The sequence below is a fragment of the Spongiimicrobium salis genome, assembly GCF_043678055.1.
Classification (GTDB): Bacteria; Bacteroidota; Bacteroidia; order Flavobacteriales; family Flavobacteriaceae; genus Spongiimicrobium; species Spongiimicrobium salis.
In genome coordinates, this window is the sequence record NZ_JBHEQA010000003.1 from 11,881 (window position 1) to 34,444 (window position 22,564).

At 35.4% G+C, this 22,564-nt stretch carries 12 protein-coding genes; all 12 read right to left on the reverse strand.

What is annotated here, in order from left to right:
• Positions 1–49: 49 nt before the first annotated feature.
• On the reverse strand, positions 50–1,990 hold the full coding sequence (locus ACEXOE_RS14970; protein WP_394749643.1) for an alpha/beta fold hydrolase: 1,941 nt from the start codon (positions 1,988–1,990) through the stop codon (positions 50–52).
• Between the two features lie 33 nt (positions 1,991–2,023).
• Positions 2,024–6,469 (reverse strand): amino acid adenylation domain-containing protein, encoded by a 4,446-nt coding sequence (locus ACEXOE_RS14975; RefSeq protein ID WP_394749644.1) that lies wholly within the window; start codon positions 6,467–6,469, stop codon positions 2,024–2,026.
• 195 nt (positions 6,470–6,664) lie between these two features.
• Complete coding sequence (locus tag ACEXOE_RS14980; protein WP_394749645.1) at positions 6,665–8,527, reverse strand: lanthionine synthetase LanC family protein; 1,863 nt, start codon at positions 8,525–8,527, stop codon at positions 6,665–6,667.
• A 55-nt stretch (positions 8,528–8,582) separates the two neighbouring features.
• Complete coding sequence (locus ACEXOE_RS14985) at positions 8,583–9,467, reverse strand: DUF6734 family protein (RefSeq protein WP_394749646.1); 885 nt, start codon at positions 9,465–9,467, stop codon at positions 8,583–8,585.
• Positions 9,468–9,480: 13 nt separating this feature from the next.
• The gene (locus ACEXOE_RS14990) at positions 9,481–11,976 is read right to left on the reverse strand and encodes a non-ribosomal peptide synthetase (protein ID WP_394749647.1); all 2,496 of its coding nucleotides are present in this window, start codon (positions 11,974–11,976) and stop codon (positions 9,481–9,483) included.
• A 266-nt stretch (positions 11,977–12,242) separates the two neighbouring features.
• A complete protein-coding gene (panD, locus tag ACEXOE_RS14995) occupies positions 12,243–12,593 on the reverse strand; it encodes an aspartate 1-decarboxylase (protein WP_394749648.1) in 351 nt (116 codons plus the stop codon).
• A gap of 231 nt (positions 12,594–12,824) precedes the next feature.
• The gene (locus ACEXOE_RS15000) at positions 12,825–13,361 is read right to left on the reverse strand and encodes a UpxY family transcription antiterminator (RefSeq protein WP_394749649.1); all 537 of its coding nucleotides are present in this window, start codon (positions 13,359–13,361) and stop codon (positions 12,825–12,827) included.
• Positions 13,362–13,941: 580 nt separating this feature from the next.
• A complete protein-coding gene (locus tag ACEXOE_RS15005; RefSeq protein ID WP_394749650.1) occupies positions 13,942–14,193 on the reverse strand; it encodes a hypothetical protein in 252 nt (83 codons plus the stop codon).
• On the reverse strand, positions 14,190–14,579 hold the full coding sequence (locus ACEXOE_RS15010) for a DUF4280 domain-containing protein (protein WP_394749651.1): 390 nt from the start codon (positions 14,577–14,579) through the stop codon (positions 14,190–14,192). Before ACEXOE_RS15010 ends, ACEXOE_RS15005 begins: the two co-directional genes overlap by 4 nt.
• A gap of 9 nt (positions 14,580–14,588) precedes the next feature.
• Positions 14,589–15,995: an ATP-binding protein gene (locus tag ACEXOE_RS15015; RefSeq protein ID WP_394749652.1), complete on the reverse strand. Its 1,407-nt coding sequence runs from the start codon at positions 15,993–15,995 to the stop codon at positions 14,589–14,591.
• Positions 15,932–19,684 carry a contractile injection system tape measure protein gene (locus ACEXOE_RS15020; protein WP_394749653.1) on the reverse strand — a complete coding sequence of 1,251 codons (3,753 nt, stop codon included), beginning with the start codon at positions 19,682–19,684 and terminating at the stop codon, positions 15,932–15,934. Before ACEXOE_RS15020 ends, ACEXOE_RS15015 begins: the two co-directional genes overlap by 64 nt.
• Complete coding sequence (locus ACEXOE_RS15025) at positions 19,681–22,557, reverse strand: hypothetical protein (RefSeq protein ID WP_394749654.1); 2,877 nt, start codon at positions 22,555–22,557, stop codon at positions 19,681–19,683. Before ACEXOE_RS15025 ends, ACEXOE_RS15020 begins: the two co-directional genes overlap by 4 nt.
• Positions 22,558–22,564: the final 7 nt, after the last annotated feature.

Below are 22,564 nucleotides of genomic sequence, written 5' to 3' on the forward strand. Positions count from 1 at the left end.
TTATGGGTTTATATGGTATCTGCGCAGCCCTTTATAAGAAGATCTTTGACTATATCATTTGCCAATAAAACAAATAAGCAGCCAAAAGAATATTTGAAAACAAAATTGAAAATACAATACTCCTATTTTTTATTTTTCTAAAACTTATGGTGAGGTATATTGTAGATAGCGCCAATAGTACCATAAAAATCAAAATTCCCGTAAAAATGTATCCATAGGACTTTGGCAGTCCAAAAACAATTGTATAAAAATTTTGTTGAGCATTCTGAACAATGGCAAATATTAGGCTAATTAGACTTGCCAGACCAACGAAAGATGTAACTACTACGAGGATTCTAACAATTTTATCCGGTATTGAAACGTATTTCTTCCTAAAAAAATTAACTAAGTGAACAAAAAAGAATACAAGGGCAATTCCCAAAGCAATAATTAGGGGTCCCAGAAAAAGTAAATTAGGTTCGATAAGACTTCTTCCAACATTTATGACCCCTGGATTCAATTTGATATCGCCGATAAACTTAGCCTTGGATTGCATAGTGAATTCATTATCATTAGGTTTGACCTCAGGATTTTTAATAAATTCTAAAGCCATTTGAACACCAGTATCTGAAAACCCAGGAACATGTCCATAGTTCGGCGCTCGTATTAAATAACCCTTTTTAAACACATCTAACATTGCTTCTCCATTTGTGGCAGGAGTAATCGGATCAAATCCTCCCGAAAAAACAAGCACTGGAATGTCCAACTCTTTTAGATTGGACAGGTCTTGCACTATACTTAAGGTATCTTTCGCATCCTTATGCCATGCCATGAATACATCAAAATCGGATTTATAAAAAGATATTCCTCCTTTCAATTCCTTGTACTTTGAGGCATCTTGTCTATAATCTGAAAAATTATTAAAGGGAAGTACCTCATTACAACTAACACTAAAGTAAACCCCATAATCCATTTCCAAGGCTTCAGAAAAAGCGGCTACCAAAGAAGCTAAAACCCCTTTATTCCGATTATGAAACTCATATATCAATAAAGGAATCACCTCAATTAAGTTTTTATCATAAAGTCCCTGTTGTAAGGCAATTTTAAAATCTTCCATGTTATAGGTAAAACTTCCAGAAGTCACAATTTCTTTATCTACCGCTACCGTGATTGGTTTTTCCTGAAGCATTGAAATAGTTTGATAGTATATTTTTTCCAAATCAGGGTACTGTGAATTACATTGGGGGTCGTTTTTACATTGCTCAAACACCTTATACAAGCTTTTTATATAGTTGCCGGTGTTTTTGGTATAATAATTTGAAATGTCCGGTATAGCAGAATCCAACACTAGCGACAGTATATCATCCGGGTACTGGCTTGTGTAAACTTGTGCCATATATGTTCCATACGAGACTGCATATACATGCCATTTAGCATATCCCAATTCCTTTTTTAACGAATTCAAATCTTTAGCTACAGATGTACTGTTATACTGAGTAACATCTATTCCTTGAACCAATAGACTATTCTTGCATGTAATAGCTGCCGCTACTTTTTGTTTTTCATCTTCAAGTATCGATTGGTCTTTGGCAAGAATTTCTAAAAAATCTTTTCCTAGATCAGGACAAAGTCTTGGTTCGGAAAACCCTGTACCTCTAATATCGAGAAGTACAATGTCATGTTGAGCTCTCAATGGATGGTTTAACCAAAATAAAATACTGGAAATACCATCTCCTCCGGGTCCCCCTGGAATATAGACTATGGCATCAGATGCAGATTTTCCTGAAGTATTTTTTAAAACTGCAACGGCCAAATGTATTTCATTACCTTTCGAATCATCCCAATTTTCTGGAACAGATATCTTACCCCAAACAATATCTTCCTGTTCAAATAAATCTGTGTCGGGGTAAAAGGAGGTTGTTTTTTGGAATTGTACTTGACCGATTGCCGATAAAGTTGCCAATAACGCAAAAATAATAGTAGCAACCCGTAACTTCATTTTAAACTTCATGTCATAAAGGTTTTAGTATTTTGGAATAATCATTTACTCAAAAGAGAAATCGATATTTATTTTCTCTTGTTCGTTTAAGTTAACTTCAGTATCAATGGAACTCATCAACACATCTGGATCCGATATAATTTGCCCCAATACTTTTTCATATATCATGGTTAAGATTGAAATCGTTTCCGTACTTAGGATATGTGGATCAAATTGAAACTTTCCAATCAATCCGTCTTTTTTCTGAATCATGGTAATTAATAGTGGAAGTCGGGCAAATTCCACGATTTCAGGTTGTATGATTAATTTCAAAAAGCTATCAACTTCAATATATCTATAATCCAAATTGAGTGTTTGCAGCGCAAATATGGTGTCTAAACGTATGTTCTTTTGAACATGATTTGGAATATCCTGATATTTATCGAGTTTCAATATATCGGCATGTGTTTTCTGCAGAAACTCAGAAATCGGCATGTTACAATCCAGTTTTGACCTTAGGGGTAATGTTTTTACGAACATCCCTATATTATTTTGAAGATCGGGGTGGTTTCTTCCCGATGATAGGGAGCCCACACAGAGGTCTTTAAGGTTTCGCATACCTCCAATAGCAATGTTAAGAGCTGAAAACAGCAAAGTATACAGGGTTATATTCTTTTCTTCGATAATCTTAAAAAGGCTATTGAGAAAATCTTTATCCCATTCAAATTGGTATAGTTCTAGTTGATATTCCGAAGCATTGGGGTTTTTCTCATTTGAAAATAAGGGCATCCAGTTATAATTCTCTAAATAAACTTCCCAGAACTTTAGGTTTTTTGGACTATTGATGAGCGCTTGTTTTTGCTGCCAATCGACATAATCTATGAATTGAACTTCCAACTCTTGAGGTTTATAAACGGTTTTTTTGCTTAAAACCCTATAATTAAAAACTACTTCATTAATTAGAAGTTCCAAAGACCATCCATCCATGATTAAGTGATGTGTATTGAACATCAATAGTTTTTCGTCGTTATTTACTTCCAATATAACTGCTTTTATCAATAACTCTTTCTCTAAATCGAAAGCTTGATTGGTATATTTTTTCTTGATATTCCCTACTTCTTGGACAGTCGTTTTTTTGATATCAATAGTAAATAATCCATCGTCATACGGTTGTATTAACTGATAAGGAATTCCATCTCTTTCAATAAAATTTGTTCGAAGTGCTTCGTGTCTTTTAATCGCATAAGCAATAGAAATTTCTAAAATCCTATATTCGATTTCCCCTCTTATTTTGTAAATAGCAGACATGTTATACGCCGCTGATCTATGATTATTTTGGGAAGCCAACCAAATGAATTCCTGTGATGGCGTAAGGGGGTAAAAAGGTTTTTTAGGTGTTTTTTTGAGCGTGTTATTAATTTTTTTTTCCTTGGACTGGAGGTAATCCGACAATTCTTTTACTGTAGGATTTTGAAATATATCCCCTAGGCTAATTTGATAGAGTAATGATTTTTCTATAAAATGGGTTAGTTTCACGGCACTTAGAGAATGACCGCCAAGTATAAAAAAGTTATCGTTGAGTCCTATTCTTTCCGTTGTTTTAAGAATTTCTTGGAAACAATCACATAATTTTGCCTGCAATTCTGTCTTAGGAGGCTGATATACTGACAATATGGGATATTCTTCTATTTCCCTTTGAGAGAGTGCTTTTCTATCTATCTTCTTATTCTGAGTCAATGGAAAGTTTTTCAAAGAAATTATCGTCTGTGGAACCATATATTCCGGCAATTCTTTTCGCAAGTCGTTTATAATTTCCAAACGGTCAAAAAAATTTGTTTTGGGAATTATAAATGCTACTAGAAAAGCATCTTCTTCCTTTTTTCTTTTGGCAATCACAACGGATGATTGGATAACATCCATTTCATCCAATTTAGCCTCTATTTCACCCAATTCTATACGGAATCCACGAATTTTAACCTGAAAATCGTTTCTCCCTATAAATTCAATTTCCCCATGCGAGTTCCACTTTCCCAAATCTCCCGTATCATATATGACTTCATCGGAGGCAAAAGGATTTGCAATAAACTTTTCCTTTGTGAGTATTTCATCCCTATAATACCCTTTGGCAAGTCCATGGCCTCCAATATAGAGTTTTCCAATACTTCCAATGGGTAATAAGTTCAGGGATTCATCAAAAATATAGAACGACGTATTGCCAATAGGTTTTCCAATATTGGATGCTTCTGAAGCTTTTAATATTCGCTTTGTACTAGACCAAATGGTAGTTTCTGTAGGTCCATACATATTCCACAGTTCACTTGTAGTACCCATTAACTTTTCTGCTAATGATTCACCTAACAGATCACCCCCACATAGTACTTTTAATTTCGTATTTCCTTGCCATCCTGCATTGTAAAGCATTTGAAAGAAGCTAGGAGTTGCTTGTATCATAGTAGGTTTCACCTTTTCAATACCTTCTATTATTTTTCTAGGGTCCTTCAATGTTTCGGTATCCGTTACGTATAGTTTTCCTCCGGAAATCAAGGGTAGAAAAAACTCCAAATAAGAAATGTCAAAGGATGGAGTAGTTACAGAATATATAACATCATGATGATTGATTCTTGGCTTTTTTTGAATGCTCAAAAGAAAATTTAACAACGACTTATGACCAATTTCCACTCCTTTTGGCTTCCCCGTTGATCCAGAAGTATATATAATATAGGCAGTATAGGATGATTTAACTTCTTTAGATATCCAATCTTCACTTAAATTTGTTGTCAGCAATTCCGATTCATTCAAGAAAGTGACGATCTGTGAACATTCTATACTGGGGGTAGATGTTCCAATTACAGCCTCAACCTTACTGTGATCAATGATGTATTCAATTCGTTGTTTTGGAAAATCAGGATCAAGGGGAATAAAGGGACGGCCAGTTTTTAAAACACCCAATATCATGGCTACCATATTTGCCGAACGTTCCATAAAAATGCCTATTGGCATTGGTTTTTTCTCCTTTAATTTTCGCCCTATTCCTATTGCTATCCTATTCGTAAGATCATTCAGCTCGGTATAGGTATATTGATATTCCCTATCTGCAATGGCTATTTTATTCGGAAAATCCTGTACTTGCCTTTGAAAGAAGTCTAAAACTGTCTTTTTTTCAGGGTATTTAAAAAATGTCTTATTAAAATCTGTTAGCAATAAACGTTCTTCCGAGGCGGTGAAATATGAGTATTCATTTAGCTTTTTTCTGGGGTTTTCAAGGATTTCAAAAAGCAGTTTTTCAAAATGTCCTACCACTAGATTGATTTGAAATTCTTCGAAATAACTAAAGTTATAATCAAAATCAATCTTCACTTCTTGTGTTTCATCAAACTCTCTTACGTATATTGATAGCGCTACACGCTCAGATTCATGGGTTAGCGGGATTACCTTTGTTTTCGTATTCTTAAAATTAGCCCCATAATTTTGCTTTTCATAAGAAAGCGTCATGTTGAACAAGCGGTCTTTTTCAAGAAAAAGACCTAACTCTTTTACCAATTTCCCAAGTGGAAAACGTTGATAACGATAATCTTGTCTAAGTTGTTTCTTAATCTGTAACAACAATTTTTCAAAAGTATCTTCAAAATCGATTTGGATTCTAAGAGGAGATACACCCATAAATAGTCCGACCGTCTTCTTAAACTTAGATTTTCCCCGATTAAGAACTGGCAACCCTATGGTTAGGTCATTGCAGTTCGTTTTTCGGCCAAAATAAGTGTATACCAATGCCAGAATCGCATGAAAAGTGGAACCGCCAAATTGCTTTGCCATACTTTCAAGCTTCTTGTATTTCGACGAATCAATAAAAAGTACTTTTCTCCCACTTTTATTTGCATTGCTTTTTTTGTCAATACGTTCAAAAATTCGATCTGGGAGCTGTTGAAATTTATCGACCCAATATTCCCTATCGTTTTTATAGGCTTCCGATGATCGATATTCCTTGTCATCAGAGACAAAATCCGAATAGGTAAATGGATATTCAGTGATTATTTTTCCTTGTTCGATCAGCTCGTTATAATTTGTTACCAATCTTTGAAACATTAAAGAGGTTCCCCAACCATCTGTAATGATATGATGGTACATGGAGAATAAATAATAAAAATCCTTTTTCACCTTAATCAAAGTAAACTCATGGAGCAATTGCTTTTTGGTAAAGCTGAACGTATTTGAAAATCTAGCCCTCATAAAATCACTTGCCTTTCCAAATGGATCATCAGTTTTTGAAAAATCTTTTGATCCCAATACGGAATTGTGCTCGGGAAGTATCATCACTTGAGCATCTGTAGTGTTGGTTAGAATCACACTTCTATATGCATCGTGTTGATCAATTAATTTTTTATACGCTTCGTTTAATATCTCGTAGCTAACTTCTCCCTTTATCTCAATTTTGGCTCCAATATTATAGATAGGATCATTTGGATAAAGGAGTTGTTCAAAATAGACATCCTGTTGTGGTAATGTCAGTTTCATCTTTTTTACTGTTTAATGCTAGGCATTTAATAAACGATATACCGCTAAAAATGAAGGCCGTGGAAAGTAGATCAAATGAGGTGAAAATTGCATGTTATTGACCAGAAATGCGGCGTGTTCATCTATGCACAATACTATAAATGGAGAATTGTTTATATTTTTAAACGATTAGGGGTAATGCTTGACCAATCCTATTCACGCAAACTTCAAAATACCATCGGCTATTAGAATTTTGATTTGATACGGAAATACAAAAGGTAATCTTCTAATAAGATCGGCTCTATTTTTAGAGTTTGAATACGTTATCAACGGATGTAATGCTTGATCATCTAGTAATTCACAGTAGTAAAGCAAATCTTTGAGAGCAGATTTAATGCATTTTGGTTTTCTAAATAAATCAAGTAAAAATTTTATTGGTTCAAGATTTATTTCAACTACTCCTTTTTCCAGATCATACTTCCAAAACATAAGTACACCCGCAGTGTTATGCGATGACGGCATAGAGCTTATGGAAATAGGGTGGAACTTCTTTAGCATTGCTGTTTCCGAAAGTATTATATCTTCTAATTCCAATCGTTCTTCAGGTATTTGCAACGCATTCATTCGAGTACCAAGGACATCCATATATTTTACATGATAATACGGGTTAAACCTTTGTTCCAATCTAAGGTGGTTTAATTGCTTTTCGTACTCAAAGATATTCCTGACCGCATTTAAAACCACTCTATCTTCATTAGTCGATTTGATTATATCCATAAAAAAAGCTTCTGGATCTCCCCAGGCTTTCCTCAGATTCCGTTCAAAATTGAGCATAGGAAGTTGATTAGTAACATCGGTTGTTTTCGGAAATCTCTTTTTGGTTAACGAATTATAAATATCCGCATCGGATAAAAATGAATTGCTTAACGAAGAGTTGGTACTGTCTGGATAGAAATCAAATTGGGGAAAATGAAAAATGCAAGAAGTCCCTTTAGACATTGCCAACCTTAATGTTGCCAAGGATATATATTCTTTTTCCCCTTTTTGTAAATTCAATTTTGACAAGAACTCCTTTGCATTTTTATAATATTCTTCATCTTTTTTTCTACTAAAGAGTTCCAATTGTATTTGTGCAATACCTATGACCTCTACACTAGAAAACAACTTTTTTTTATTATAACTTGGAATTCTATCTATTGAACCCTTATCATTTAATTGAGAATATATAATACCCGCACTACCATGGGCTATGGAATGATCTACATTAGGGTTTTTGAAAAAAGAAATCTCCCCATTTGAAAACTTCTCCATATGTTCCGCCAAATCTTTTTCATCAACAATATTCTTTCTGAAATCACACCAAGAATTGGAATTTTCGTCAAGGCATTGCTCATTTATATAAAAAAAACTTCTGTTTGCTATTTCGTTAAAGGGATCATGATTGAAATACTTACCCAATAATTGAAATACATAAGCAATTCCCGATACCCCATAACCAAATGAGCACAAAGGCCTAATTATTAATTCAAAAGGATTGTACCAGGCCAATCCACCTTTTATTTGAACTGCATTTGAAATTATTTTCCGCGATAATCGATCAATTAGGTGTAAAAGTCTTTTTTCTTTCGACAAATGAAATAGGTAGAAGGTATTGAGCAAGAGACCAGATCTCCCAGCAAAAAGACTTTCGCTAACTTGATCAGATTCTAGGAAATAATCTGTACAATTATCAATTAACAACAAGGCTTCTCTGAGGTACATATCATTTTTCGTAAGCTTATAAAGCCATACGTAAATATAAATAATCCCACTTCCTCCATCTTTAAAGCTCATATTGTTGGGAGACAAGGAATATACATTTTGCGCTTGTTTTAATAATTTATGAACTACTGACAGGTGTTCTATATTCTTTGAAATAGAAAATACCTGTAACATAAAAAAAGCTATTTCTAATCTTTTTCCGTTTTCCCGTTGACTACTATTCTCCACATCTTTCAGGAAGTTATGAGAGCAGAAATAGTCAGCATCCTCTAAAACTTGTGATTTAAATTCTTTAATTACCGTCCTATCCAAAATCATAAAAAGATATATTTAGCTCCCTGGATTGCCACTGTCTTGATGCGTTTGAAAAAAATTAAATTAAATGCTGTTTCAATGATTTTATCAGTCTGTAGTAATAATCGGGATGCGTTTTCTTCAAGGTATAATCCAGTAACTTTCCCGTTTCAATTCTTTTTTTAAAAGCGCCAACAGTATGAATATAATCTGTTTTTATTGGCGCTCCAGTTAGGTTAACGTACTGATCCAATAATTCTCTCTGATCGTTAACCAGAAAAGTAATGTTCAAAGTCTTCTGTTCTGCAAGACGTAGAAAAAGATATTGCTCGTAAAACATGTTAAAAGAGCCAGTATCCAAACCTGCCATTTTATCACTATTCTTATGAATAAAATCAAATACAACAGTAGCGTATTCCTCAAAAAAATTGATATTGTTTCCCCCCATTATTCCTGCGTTAACACTTGTTATTTGAGTTCCTTCGGAATAATTCATAAAATCGGGAAAGTAGTTAAAGTAACGTTTTACATGATTGTACACGTGTTCATAACCAGGTTCGTCTACCTCATAATTTTGTGCGCATAGCGTGGCTTTTTCTATTGCGGCGGGCAGCCTATTCCAAATAAAAACATCTCCATCAACATGTATAAAAGGTTCTTTTTGCAAACCATAAGTATATATTTTTCCCAATGCCCATAAATTATTGTGATAGCCATTTAAGTCATCCAGTTTCACCTTAACCTGGGTATATGGAAGTTTTAATTGCTCTATTAATAGGTTATATCCTGCCTCATCGGTCACCAGCTCAACCTCATTATAGAATTTGCGTAATTGCAAACAACTTAAGGTCCAACTCATATAATTATGCTTTTTCTCTAACCACCCTCCTAGATTTCTATTATTTGGATTTAAACCAGATTCATCTGAACTTGGCTTGGACCAATAACTTTGCACAATTTTCATTTAACTCTTGTTATTAAATAATGGTTTCTTCGTACTCAGAAGTCTGTGATATCCCATTGTTGTCATTGTTCCTAAGTTGAGGCTCTATTTTCTCTATAGTAGCCAACAACATAAAGTCTTTAACAGAAATGGTTTTATTCATTTTTTGTGACATCCTATTAATGATTTGCGTGACCATTAAACTATGACCTCCCAGCTCAAAAAAATCATCATTGACCCCTATTTTTTGTACGCCCAGAACATCTTGCCAAATTTCAGCAATTTCTATTTGCACCTTATTCTTTGGAGCTATATAAGGTCTCTGTATTATGTGATCGTCCAGCAAAGGAGGCAATGATTCCCTTTTCAGCTTGCCATTTTTCTTAACGGGCAAGGAATTTAAGTTTACATAAAAACTGGGAATCATATATTTTGGAAGGCTTTTTTCTAGTCGAAAATTTAAGGTTCTTTTCTCAAGTTCCATTCCCTTTTCCCAAACTATGTAGGCGGCAAGCACTTCATTTTGTTTAAAAGATTTTAAATCTACGATTGCATGCTTAATTTCGGGTTGGATCATTAAGCTTTTTTCTATTTCTCCCAACTCTATTCTGTATCCTCTTAATTTTACCTGGCTGTCCGATCTTCCAATATAATCTACGTTACCATCCTGAAGCCATTTAGCCAAATCACCAGTATCATACATTTTGGAGTTTAAGTCAAAAGGATTCACAACAAATTTTTCACTTGTAAGCTTTTGGTTATTGACATATCCTTTTGCCACTCCTACACCCGAAATAAATAGATTCCCAATAACTCCAATAGGTGCAGGTTTTTTATACTTGTCCAAAATAAACAACTTAATATTGTCTATTGGTTTTCCAATTGGTGGCACATTGTAGTCATTTTTTTCAGTACAATTAAAATAGCTCACATCTATTGTTGCTTCGGTAGGGCCGTATAAATTCATTAGAAAAACATTCGACAATAAGTTGGTAAATTTCTTCTTTACCCCTTCTGTCAGGACTTCGCCACTTGCAAAGACCTGTTTAAGGGTACTCAACTTCTTCTTTTCTTCAGGATTATCTTCTAAAAAATCCAGAAATAACGAAAGTGCAGACGGAACAAAATGAAGAACACTTACTTTATTTTTAAAAATCTCTTGAACTAAAATTTCCGGATCTTTTTCAATTCCCGGCAAAGGAACAACAAGTTTGGCACCGTACATACCCCACCAAAATATTTCCCAAACGGAAACGTCGAAGGCATAGGTCGTTTTTTGAATAAGGGTATCGGTCTTATCGAGTGAATAGGCCTTTTGCATCCATGTTAATCGATTAACAAGTGACGTATTCCGTATCATTACTCCTTTTGGAAAACCAGTTGTCCCCGAAGTATAAATAACATAGGCCAAATCATCTGGAGAGCTCTTTTCTGATAAATTTGAATCCGGATAACCCTCTTTTTCTTCCAAAAAAGATTCCATAGCCGATACATCAATTATGGTTTTACAATTTGTATCGGTTGTCATAAAATCTATTCTTTTTTGGGGATAGTTTGGATCAATTGGCATATAAGCTCCACCTGATTTAAGAATTCCATAGATGGCAATAACCATTAATTCACTTCTTTCTAGTTTAACCCCAATAATATCATTGGCCTTTACCTTGTGGTTTTCTCTCAAGTAATGCCCTAACTGATTGGTAAGCGCATTAAACGCTGCATACGTCAGCCGTATGTTCTTATGGACAAGAGCAGTATTTTCTGAAGACTTTTCAACTTGTTCTTCAAATAAGCCAATTACTGTTTTATTCTGTGGATATTGGACCTCTGTAGCATTAAATTGAGTCAAAATTTGATTTTTTTCCATGGTATCCAATAACTCAATTTCACTCAAGGGAATATTTAGAATGTTCTTGAATCCAATAAATATTTGCGCCATTTTTCTTGTGAAATGCTCCAATACAGATACATCAATAAAAGTGTGATCGTATCTAAAATTAAGTACTAGATTTCCATTATCCAAAGCTCCTACATTCAGGAGTAATCCAAAGCCATTGTTGGCAAAGCCATCACCGGTATCCATACCAAAACGACTATAATCTGAGAAAGAATTTATGCGTAACTTTTGGTATACGGTATTATTTTGATAGTTTCTGTACTTAAAACAATTTTCAAATTCATCTTTTACATTTAACAAATAATTTTTAAAGATCAAATCTTCCGTTTCGCTAAACATTAAAATCAAAGGTTTACCCTCTTCGTTAACTTCCCAATCATTTTTTAACCAAATCACATCATTAAAATCTATGAAATATTTCTTGAGAAGATATGCATATACAGCAGTGATCAAGGTTAGTTTTGATAGTGCATCATTTTTTGTAATCTTATTAAAATAGGACAGTTCTGATTCGCTAATTACAAGCGTTTTCGTTTTATAATCCTGTCGCATGAAATTAACGTAGGTTTCCTTGTTCTCTAGTTTTTTCACCCAATAATCATCTGTCAATCTGTTCTTAATAGCTACATCCATACATATAAAGCTTTCACTAAGGATTAATTTTAATGGTATCAATAATGCAAAGACCTCTAGATTTGTTTTCCATCCGTTGTTAAGATCGATGTTTTATAAAATGTCTAAAGTATTTGAATCTTAAAAAAGAAGTTTATTTTGCCAGAACTCAATATTAAACAAAAGAGTTTCTCCTGCTATTTTGAAGTGTCCAGAAGTTTGAACTCCCAAATATTTTATAATTACCTTTTCGATTCTTGTCCTAAGCTTATCCCCGTTTTCGAAAATTACTTCAACAATTTATTTTCTTCATTCGGAAATACAATTGAGGGGTTAAAGGTTTTTGCCTCCTCAATATCGAGTGTCGCATACGTTATCAAAATTAGGATATCACCAATAGCTACTCTCCTGGACGCTGCTCCATTTAAGGTTATTTCACCACTTTCACGTGGGCCGGGTATCGCGTAAGTCTCTAAACGCTCGCCGTTATTATTGTTCACTATTTGGACTTTTTCTCCTCGAATTATGTTTGCCGCATCCATTAAATTTTCATCAATTGTAATACTACCAATGTAATTTAAATCTGCCCCAGTCACCTTCACCCGGTGTATTTTTGATTTTACTACCTCGATTTTCATATGTCGTTTATTGATTAATATAATATTTGTATTTCGCGAACCTTGTAGCCCTAAAAAAGAATGAAAATCCCATAGTTTCCAGTCTTCGTTCCATAAGAATATTTCTAAAGATTTGGTGTGCTATCGTATATTGGCAAATTCAATGTTCTTTTAGAGAAAAAGATTTTTTCAGGAGATAAAATGTAGTCCATCCCAGGTCATTTTTTATTTAAAATAACGCGAACGATACATTTATAAAGCCTCTATCTTGGCATGTGAACGCTGGCATAGATATTTAAGGGGTACTATGGCTGTAATGTTCCTCTTTAAAGAATCAACTCTCACGAAGACTCTATTTTTATTATTTGTTTTGAGTACTTCACAGTTTAATCCTTTCAATGGTCCAAAATCTATTAGCATTAATTCACCCTTTGCAGGGATATTGGAAATGGTATCAATTTCAGAAACACCGTCTAAATTCAAAAAATATTTGATTTTTTCTATTTCACTATCATGTAACTTAGCATAGTTTCCTCCAAACTTGATATATTTAAAAACTCCATGAATATCCAAAACCTTAAAAAAATCCTGTTTCGAATGAATCTTTAAAAAGATATAAGTGGGAAAAAGAGGTTTAACTACTTTCTTTTTTCTATCTGCCCATTGCCGCATAACGGTTATCGTTGGCAAAAAAGACTCAAATCCTGATTCTTTCAATACTAAATCTATCCTTTTTTCGTGCTGAAATTTGACATATAGCACATACCAGCCAGAATATATATTACCCATAAGTTGTAAATGTTTAATTTTTATGTAGGGCTTCGCCTATCCGACTTACATAAAAATTATTTTAGTGAAGGTTTTATCGGGCTACTAATATAATATTTTCTTTTAATAATATATCCCATCAATGTTTTTTTTCTAAAATAATTTAAATTTGATAAATCAGGGGTTTCATGATTTTATTCAAACAATGAATTGCACCCAATGTTCAATCATACAATTGAAGTCTGATTACCAGTAATTTAACTTGTTTTCACAAGCACATTCCTTCAGCTTTTCAAACCTTATTTTTTTACTTTGTTTTGAATGAACACTTAAATATTTGCAATGAAACAAATGAAGAATATTTACTCCTAAAATAGAAACCAAACATCTTGTATTTCCAAAAATATTGTACGAAATTTTAATAAAAATCAATGCTTAAAGGATTTTAAATGGAAAGAATTTTCCTATAAAAAATTAAGGAATAGTAGTTATGATAATCCTTTTTTACATTGCAGAATGATTTCTTTTTTCGTTTTTCCTTACTTCCAAGATCAAGCAAATGAAAAAATAACAAAATGAGAAACTTTCTCGGTTGCAAAAGTCAGTTTCCCGGCTTTTTTCTAATCGTTCCATGATAAATTTTGACCCCACCTTTTACAATCTTAAAAAAAGATTGTAAAAACATAAGTATACCGTAGATTCCTATTCCGTGTTTCCAATGAATATCCAGATTTGGAACCGAATGCTTATAAATTTGTTCTACCCCCACAGCAATTAGACCTATGGATAGCACCAAATTTACATATGGGTGTTCCAACAATTTGGAAACATACCCAAAGACAAGTGATATCATGAAACTGTAGTTTTTAGTTGTCCGGCAAAACTAATGGAAATAGAACCGGCCCACATGCAATTGCAGGTACTGCCATCGTCCAAGGCCGACACCCCACCTATCTTTACATCTGCTATTCCTGGAGACCAAGGAGTAACTGTTGCCGGTATACAAGGCATGGGTGTTAATACTCCCAGGGCTGCCGTAGTTGCCGTGGCTACCACAGGATTGGATAAAGAAGAACACATTCCAAAAGTCATGATATTGACCAATGGGACATGGTCCATAATGGTTGCTGCAGGCATGACACTGGTATTTACCCTATTCAAAGGTAGTACCATTAAACTTGAAGGTGCCGCACCAAAAGAGCATGTCAGCATTGCTCCACTACATACTTGATTTGCCATAATGATATTTTAATTAAATGTTTTATTGGATTTCCGATATTCTCTTTTAATTGCCGTCATAAGATGGGCCATACTGATTTTCTTTTCTCCCTTACTGGCCGCTTTTATAGCACAGTACCTTACTACATTGATAATTTCCCCACCAGACAACTCATAATCCCTAGCAATTTTATCCAAAACCTCTTTTCCTTCGATTATCGTAAAGATATCTCCTATCAATTTTTCCCACAACAGTTTGCGTTCTTTATATTTTGGTTTAGGGAAATGCACCGTGTTTTGAAAACGCCTTAAAAAAGCTTCATCAATATTATGCTGTAAATTAGTGGCTAGAATGACCAAGCCGTCAAATTCTTCAATACGCTGCAATAAATAGGCTACTTCTTGATTTGCATGACGATCATTGGAGGAATTACTCTGTGTACGTTTACTGAACAATGCATCTGCTTCATCAAAAAATAAGATCCAATTTTTGGCTTCTGCCTCGTCAAACAAACGACCTAGATTTTTCTCGGTCTCTCCAATATATTTGGAAACCACCATAGACAAATCTACTCTAAAAACCATTTTTTGGGTTGCTTTTCCCAAAAGGGTCGCGGCCAAAGTTTTTCCGGTTCCCGGGGCTCCATAAAACAAGACTTTGTATCCAGGTTTTAGTGTTTTATGCAGCCCCCAATCGTCTAGAATTAAAGCGCTGTGTGTGAGCCAGTCTCCTATTTCTGTCAATTGTTCCTTAATATGTTGCTCTAAAATAAGATCTTCCCACTTCAATTTTGTATCGATCAAACGTGCAGGAAATTTAGAGTTATAGCTGGGAATATAGGATTTACCACTAATAATGGAACTCAAATATTCTTGGGACAACCGTAATTTTTCATGCAATGAAATTGGATAATGGTCTGCTTTCAAAATGCCTTCCCTATAGAGCAGGTAGTTTTGATTTATTTTAGCCATAAACTGGAGTCGAATGCCCAGATCATGCCCCCCTCCCAATAGAAAACAAGCCGTTTCCAAGGTTGGAACAAAACCATGAAACCCTTCCACTTTAGCACCTCCAAATTCTGCATAAGGCGCATCGAAGTTCTTATCTTTGGTCAGGAATATTGCCAAGCTCTGTGGTTTTATATAGGGCGTAATGGCCAAAATAAGGATCAAGCGTGCTTCAAAGTTCAAATCATAGGAACGAAGCAATCTATCGTATCCTGAATCCTCTTCAATGAGTGGCGGAGGTTGAATCTGGCTAATGCTCGTATAACTGCTTTCGTTTTGAAAATATAATTCCATGGCAATAGCAATCACATTTTCCAACCAAGTAAGCTCATTTTGCAATGCTGACACCTGTATACCTTTCTTCTTTATCTCCATACTATTTCCAATAATTTTTTCATCCAACTCAACTTCAACACGCTTATGTTCCACGGAATCTGATCTAATAGCATATCAAATGCCTTTTGTTCTACATGAAGCACATATTTATCTTCTTCCAGTACGATACGGCCATCCCTATTGAGAAAAGTTTCCCTGAGGCCTTCTATAGTCGTATTTCCTATAGCGGGCCAATTTGAGATCACCGCATCCAACATGCCATCGATTATTTGCATTTCGTCTTCCTTAAGCCCTTTTATTTGCTGTATGGGTTCATAAATAGACTTTCCACATATAATTTTATTCAGTACGAGCTGATGTTCCTCTGTACTTGTATTTCCCCCCACCGCATACTGCAAACTTTCCATGCCTTTCTGAAGGCAAGATTCATCTTTAAACTGTTTATTTTCAAGTAAACCCAAACGCTCAAAAAGCATAGGAATATAAGGACCCAATAAAACCATTCCCGCATTGTGGATATAGATGGATTCCCCCAAGATTTCTTCTTCCATGACCTTCTTTTTTTCTTCAATTACTTCGATGTCCCTATTCTTTTCTTCACCGCCCATCAATCTTTTTATATGCTCAACAATAACCATTTCCTTAGGATTCTTTACAAGAATTCCATGGATGATAGCTTGACCTTCTTTTTCCTTTAACACCTCTTTCATAGTATACACAAGAAGCGAGACCCATTCATTTAACGCCCATGACTTGTGTTTTCCTAAGCCTATGGCAAAAAAAATCCGATCGGCAAAAACATGCCAGACATGGGTTTTTTGGGACATTGTTAATTTTTTGTTTATTTCTTCCAGAACACTCACAATCCGTACAAAACGTTCATTTTCTCTTGTATTTAAAAATAATTTTAGTACAGTAAGATGTGTCTTTTTGTGTAAGGAGGTAATAAATTGATCCCTGAAGGGTTGCTGTTTCAATTGAGAAAGCAGGTTTTGCGGATTGGTTTTATGTGTTTGCTTTAGAACAAGTACAATTTCTTTCTCTGAAAACGCTGTAGTTTTTCTACCTATCTCGGTAATAACTTCCATGAAATGCGTCCATTGACGTTCTTGCATTGAAGACATTTTTAAAGACATTACATCTGCCGGGAAACAAGCTTCCAATTTCTTTTTTCCTTGGGTACCTATGGCGCTCTTCTTAAGTTTGTCTCGAAACATTTGCCCCATATCATATGCCTTACATGTAGCATACGTAGACAACTCTTGCACGATTTGGATAAAGATCGTTTTCAGCGGTTTATTAAAATGTGCTATCGCACTTTTAAGACTTAAATACCGTATTTCAATGGCATCCTGAGTGGACCCTCTACCAAATCCGCTTAAGTCTTCACGGAATACTTCTATCCATATTTCCTGTACTTTCAAAAATAATTGACCCACTACAGGAGCAGCATAATGACATAGCAGTTCGTAATCTTTATCATCCAATATTCCGATAATTTTTCTTTTAAAGCTCGATTTTGAAAACCAAGGTATTAGATGTTCTGGATATCCATTTAGGATCTCGGAAAAATAGATTGCAAGGATTTTCATGGAGTTACTTTCTGCCCACCATGGCAATACACCTTGTGCGCAAAAAAAGGCGACCAGATCGCGTTTATACACGATATCAGGAATTTTCACCTGATTTTTCCTGCTTTCTTCCAAAACAATCTCCTCAAAAATTTCCTGAAGCAGTAGATGTTCCCTGCTATTATCTATATATTGACCAAGTTCTTTTACGGTTTTCGCAACACTAAGGTTATACTTATCGGCAAATGCTAAAATCAACTGCCGCGCTTTCGTACTACTATTAACCATGGAATATTGATACAACTGAGCCGACAAGCGATTCACCAAAAACTGGTATGGTGGAACTATGGGTATCTGCTGTCTTTCCCTAAAGGTACTAGGTTCTCCTTTACTCAACAGGACACTTGCTATTCCATTATAGAGTTTTTCATCCACAGTAAGTAAATCCAGTACGAACAGCATTTCGCCTAAAATATCAATTGGTTTTTCTCCCTTTTTTGCAAGTTCATCTCCATGTTTTCCCAACCACTTTACAATGTCTTCTTGGGTATAACCCACATTTTTTTTAATAATATCCAACAAATAAGAAGTCCACTGTAACACCATCTTTGAGTATCCCCTTTGACATAATTGTTCATGAAATTCTGTAATGCTCTCGCTGCCATTTGCTTTATAAAAAGGATAAAGTGATTTGGAAAACCCTAGGAAGGCAAAATCATTGACTTGGGCTTCTGAAATTGGGGTTTTCCTATTTTGAAAGCCGTCCACAAAACTTTTCATGGCATTTCTTCCGGGAACCCCTCCCAATCCTTCTGTATGGGCCAAAAGTTGTACAAATTCTGGGTCAATTCCCAGTTTGCGTTGAACTTGTGATAGAAAAGCTTCAATTTCTTGATCATTGGTCATGTTATCCTTTCGAAAACAAACCTCCATCATTAACCTTCCTCGTTGCTTTTGTATCGTATTCAGCATCCTGGATTTTTTTTTGGAGTATTCCATTGATCCTGCACCTTGTTCCAAGAAGGATAAAAAATTGGAAATCGTTTTAGGTTCATACGTATCCATTAGCGTATTCAGAAAAGTATCGGGGAATTCCCGCTTTAAGCGGTAGGTAGAAGAGGTATCATTGCGCAAAACATTGAAAACTGAAACAAGGGCTTTTGGGCCTTTTTTTTCCAGATTTTCAAGAAGGTTATAAAGTTGATGTTTAGATGTAACGGATTGTCCCGTAGGGATCGCCCCGTACTTTAAATAGTACAAAAGGAGTTCAGCGGCACCCAACATATTGGCCTTGAAAGTTGTCTCGGACATCTGATGCCGCAGGGTACTATTTTTTTTGTTTTCATCTTCCCGCAAACTAAACAATATTCGCTCAAAATCAATCGCCGACCTTTGAGGTCCATTCTTCCGGGATATTCCACGGCACATCAACTGTAAGAGTGCTGCATATCCAAAACCAAAACGCCTTGCTATGTTAAGTATCACATAGTGTAGAAAGTTTTTTCTATTGGAAAAATTGGTAACCTCTGTAAAAATATACGCCAATACGATTTCCCACAAAACTTCCTTGAAGTTGCCCGAATTGGTATGCACCCATTTGTACTTCTTTTGTTGTATTTCTATGTGATTACGACAAGTATTGATGTATTCCCCCTCATCCCGCACAACAGCTACAACAATACCTTCCAAAAAAGTAGTATTCATTTGGGCAATCATCCTCTTACGAATGTGTTCTTTTGTCCCATATCGTTTTAAGATTTTCACCAATTCTTCCGGACTTTCCTGGAATAGCGTATTGAAAATATCCGTTGGACCTAGGTTATGGGCCGTATCCCATGGTAAATGTCCATATCGCAGGAAGAATTCAAACTGCTGTAAATTTCTATTGAACAACCGAATTCTTTTGCCTTTTTTTAGGGTATTCCCCTTGCTGTTGTTTTTAAAAAAATTCTGCAAGGATTCTTCAATTCTGAGGGGCAGTTCCTTTTCAAAGTTATACGGAGAAAGGGTCCCAATATCCAAAGTAACCTCTTCAAACTGATCTAGGAAATCTATATCTGAATACGAATCCATTACCCGTTGAAGCACATTTTCAATCTCGTATTTTTGCAGCAAACTTACTTTTGATTGATATTTTTGGGCTTCAGACGCCTTCTTCAAATCTATCTCATAACGTTGATTTTTAATGATATGTGTTTGCCCCTTCTTCATGAATCGGATCCATTTTCTGTCCAATTTTGGAGTAAAGTGATAAGTTTATGAGCCTGCGCAACGCGAGTTTCTATAGACTCTTTCTGTTGTAATAGTGCCAACCATCTAAGGTATAATTCCTCAAATTGACACATAGTATTGAAGTCTTTCCAAAAAAAGCTTGAGGCGATATGAATGGGCATTTCCCCATACACGGTTTGTTCAAAAATACTTTTGAAGTTTTTGCTCTGAAAACGCACAGGCCAAGACGGCGCAACAAAACTCGTGCGAAAAGAGAAAAAATCTTCGTCCACTGCTTCTTCCCCAAAAAACACTTTGCAACCTATTGAAGCTTCCAATACTTCCTTTTCAACTTCTTGAATCCCATTTTTTATTCTTTGTATTTCCTCTATGGCTTCTTGCTCGGAGCGATATTCATTTCTTGAAATGGCCAGCAATTTGTTCTTAGGAGTTTTGAGGTAGATCTTACCATTTCCTTTTTGTTCTTCCCAAATGAATTGCAATTTTCCGTTGCTCAACAAAGCCACAAGTTGCAAGACTCCATGATCTCTTTCCCTACAGGATGACAGTTGTGGTTGATGGATTTCCAAATGGGCTCCCTTAATTATCTTGGAAAAGTCCAGTTGAAATCCAAAATAATCCCCGCTGTAAGGAGGAAGCAATAACAGGTGTTCCACGACAAAGAAACCTTCACTTTTTTGATTCAATGCCACTAGGAAATCGATAGCTTTTTTTATTGCTGTTTTGGCAGCCCCCATACTCTTGGAAATATGGGCGATATTGGACTTTTGATCTCCCCGATGGTACATTACATAAAAAGTCGCTTCGTCCATAGTATCTTGTTGAATGGTATAGTTCTTCCGGAGCACCCCATTTTTTAGGACCTCTTCCAATAAGGTTTCCTGAGCGCCAACGTAATGCATGGTATTGTATAACTCTCCTTTTGTAGTGGTACTTATGCTAATTTCCTCTGTTTCTATAATATGTATCTCTCCTTCCGGAGTGTGTATATCTATCTCATTTACAATAAGCTTAAATTCTCTGGATTCAGGTTTTGGAATCAGGTTTTGATCTATGATATTCTTCGTCAATGATTTGACACCCGCTAAATTGATTCCTAAAAGAATGGCTATTTTCCGAATGGTCCCCGGAAGATTCTTTAACTGTTCTTTTTCCGTTGATGCCACATCTAGCTGATGGTAATCAAAAGATCGGGCTCTATTGTAACTTATAGATGCGTATTCCTTTATCATCCTTCGTTTGGCCCGCAGCAATTGCTTTTCAAATTTTTGAGAGGCCAAAGTTCCTCCATAACTATTGCTATTGATCTTCCTTAAGGAATAGGTTGGAAAAATCTCATCAAAGCGAGCCAATATATGATCTAGGACCGAATTAAAACGATCCATAGCCTGGGTATCGAAACGCTTGTTAAGACGTTGGAGCAATTGATTCCAATGCGCTTTAATTTCATCCGGATCCGTTTGATGTTTTGGTTTTTTAACCATATCAAGGAGGGTGTCGATATCCGGCACATTTTGGGTAAAATAAGAGCTTTTCTTTTCCTTTTCTACATCGTATAGGGCATGTACATTTTTCAATTGTGCCAAAAAATTAACCATTAGCTGATCAAATGGCATCAAATATGCTTTCAATTGCTTTACCTGTGCCTTGCGCAAAGGCGGAGCATTCGTACCAATGCCCATTTCCCCTATCCCATATACCTGTGGGAATTGTTTTCGTAAAGGGTAATAGGCCATAAAATCCTGATAGTTCCCTTTTGGAATTGTCAACTCATTTAAGGAAGTAGAAGCTTTCCGAAAATCCCCATAATTCAAAGCTTGTATAAAAGCTAGTTGTTTTTTAGTCTCTTCTAAATCCGGGTTAAAGACAACCCCTGAATTTTCAAAAATCATTTCTTTGGTATCCTTAGGAAACAAAATAGTCGCCGTGGTATATTCAGGAATATTAAAAATATCTTTAATCTTAACGTCTTCCTTCGTCGCGGTATCCTTATAGCTCAAATAAAAATGAGGCACTCCCTTCACTCCATGAATTGTAGTAATCAATGCTACAATTTCCGAAATCACAATTTGTTTACGAGGTTCTTGTAGGTCCTCATCCATAATGAATCCGCTGCTCAACAGAGGTCCATTAAAAATAGCATTTGTAGCCCTTTCTTGCTCTTTCAATTTCCAAAGGGAATAGTATTTTATTTCCGGAGCTAAATATTGATTGATCTTATTGAAAATATTTGCCAAAATCTCTTCTCCTTTCACCTCATCGGAAAGCGTAATTTTAAATTGCATGGAAACATCCAGCGGTTTAAAAATCTCTGAACTAAAGATATCTTCGCATAAATTTCGGTGTCGATGGTATACGTTTCTTACTTCTTTTCTAATTCTTATGTTATCTTCCTTTTCCTGCTCTTCATCTGTCCAGTAGGTGTACTTTTCGATAAGAACATGCAAAAGTCCTTTTGTATTTCGAATATGGTTATTGGCATTATCAATAGGATAAACCCATACATTTTTTACATTGACAATTTTATCTATCCAGAGTTTTCGGTAATCGTTAAAAGTAATGGGGCCTGTGGTAAGTATGTCCGAAGCTGTAAAAAGACCATTGTCTCCCGATTGCAATGTTTCCCCTCTTTTTGAAATCAAAAGATCTTTGATAGGAGTTCTGGATTTATAGGCCAATTCCGTAAGCGTATAGGCAATATTTTCGAGCAAAGTTACGCCAGGATCGTGTTCATTATAATCTGTCCACACCTCACCACAAAGCTTTTGAAGAATTTCCAATGCTTCCTGATGCAGGCTTTCGTATTCGCTTGCCTCCTTTTTTTTCCTGGAAATGTATCCCTGGCGCTCCATCTGTTAT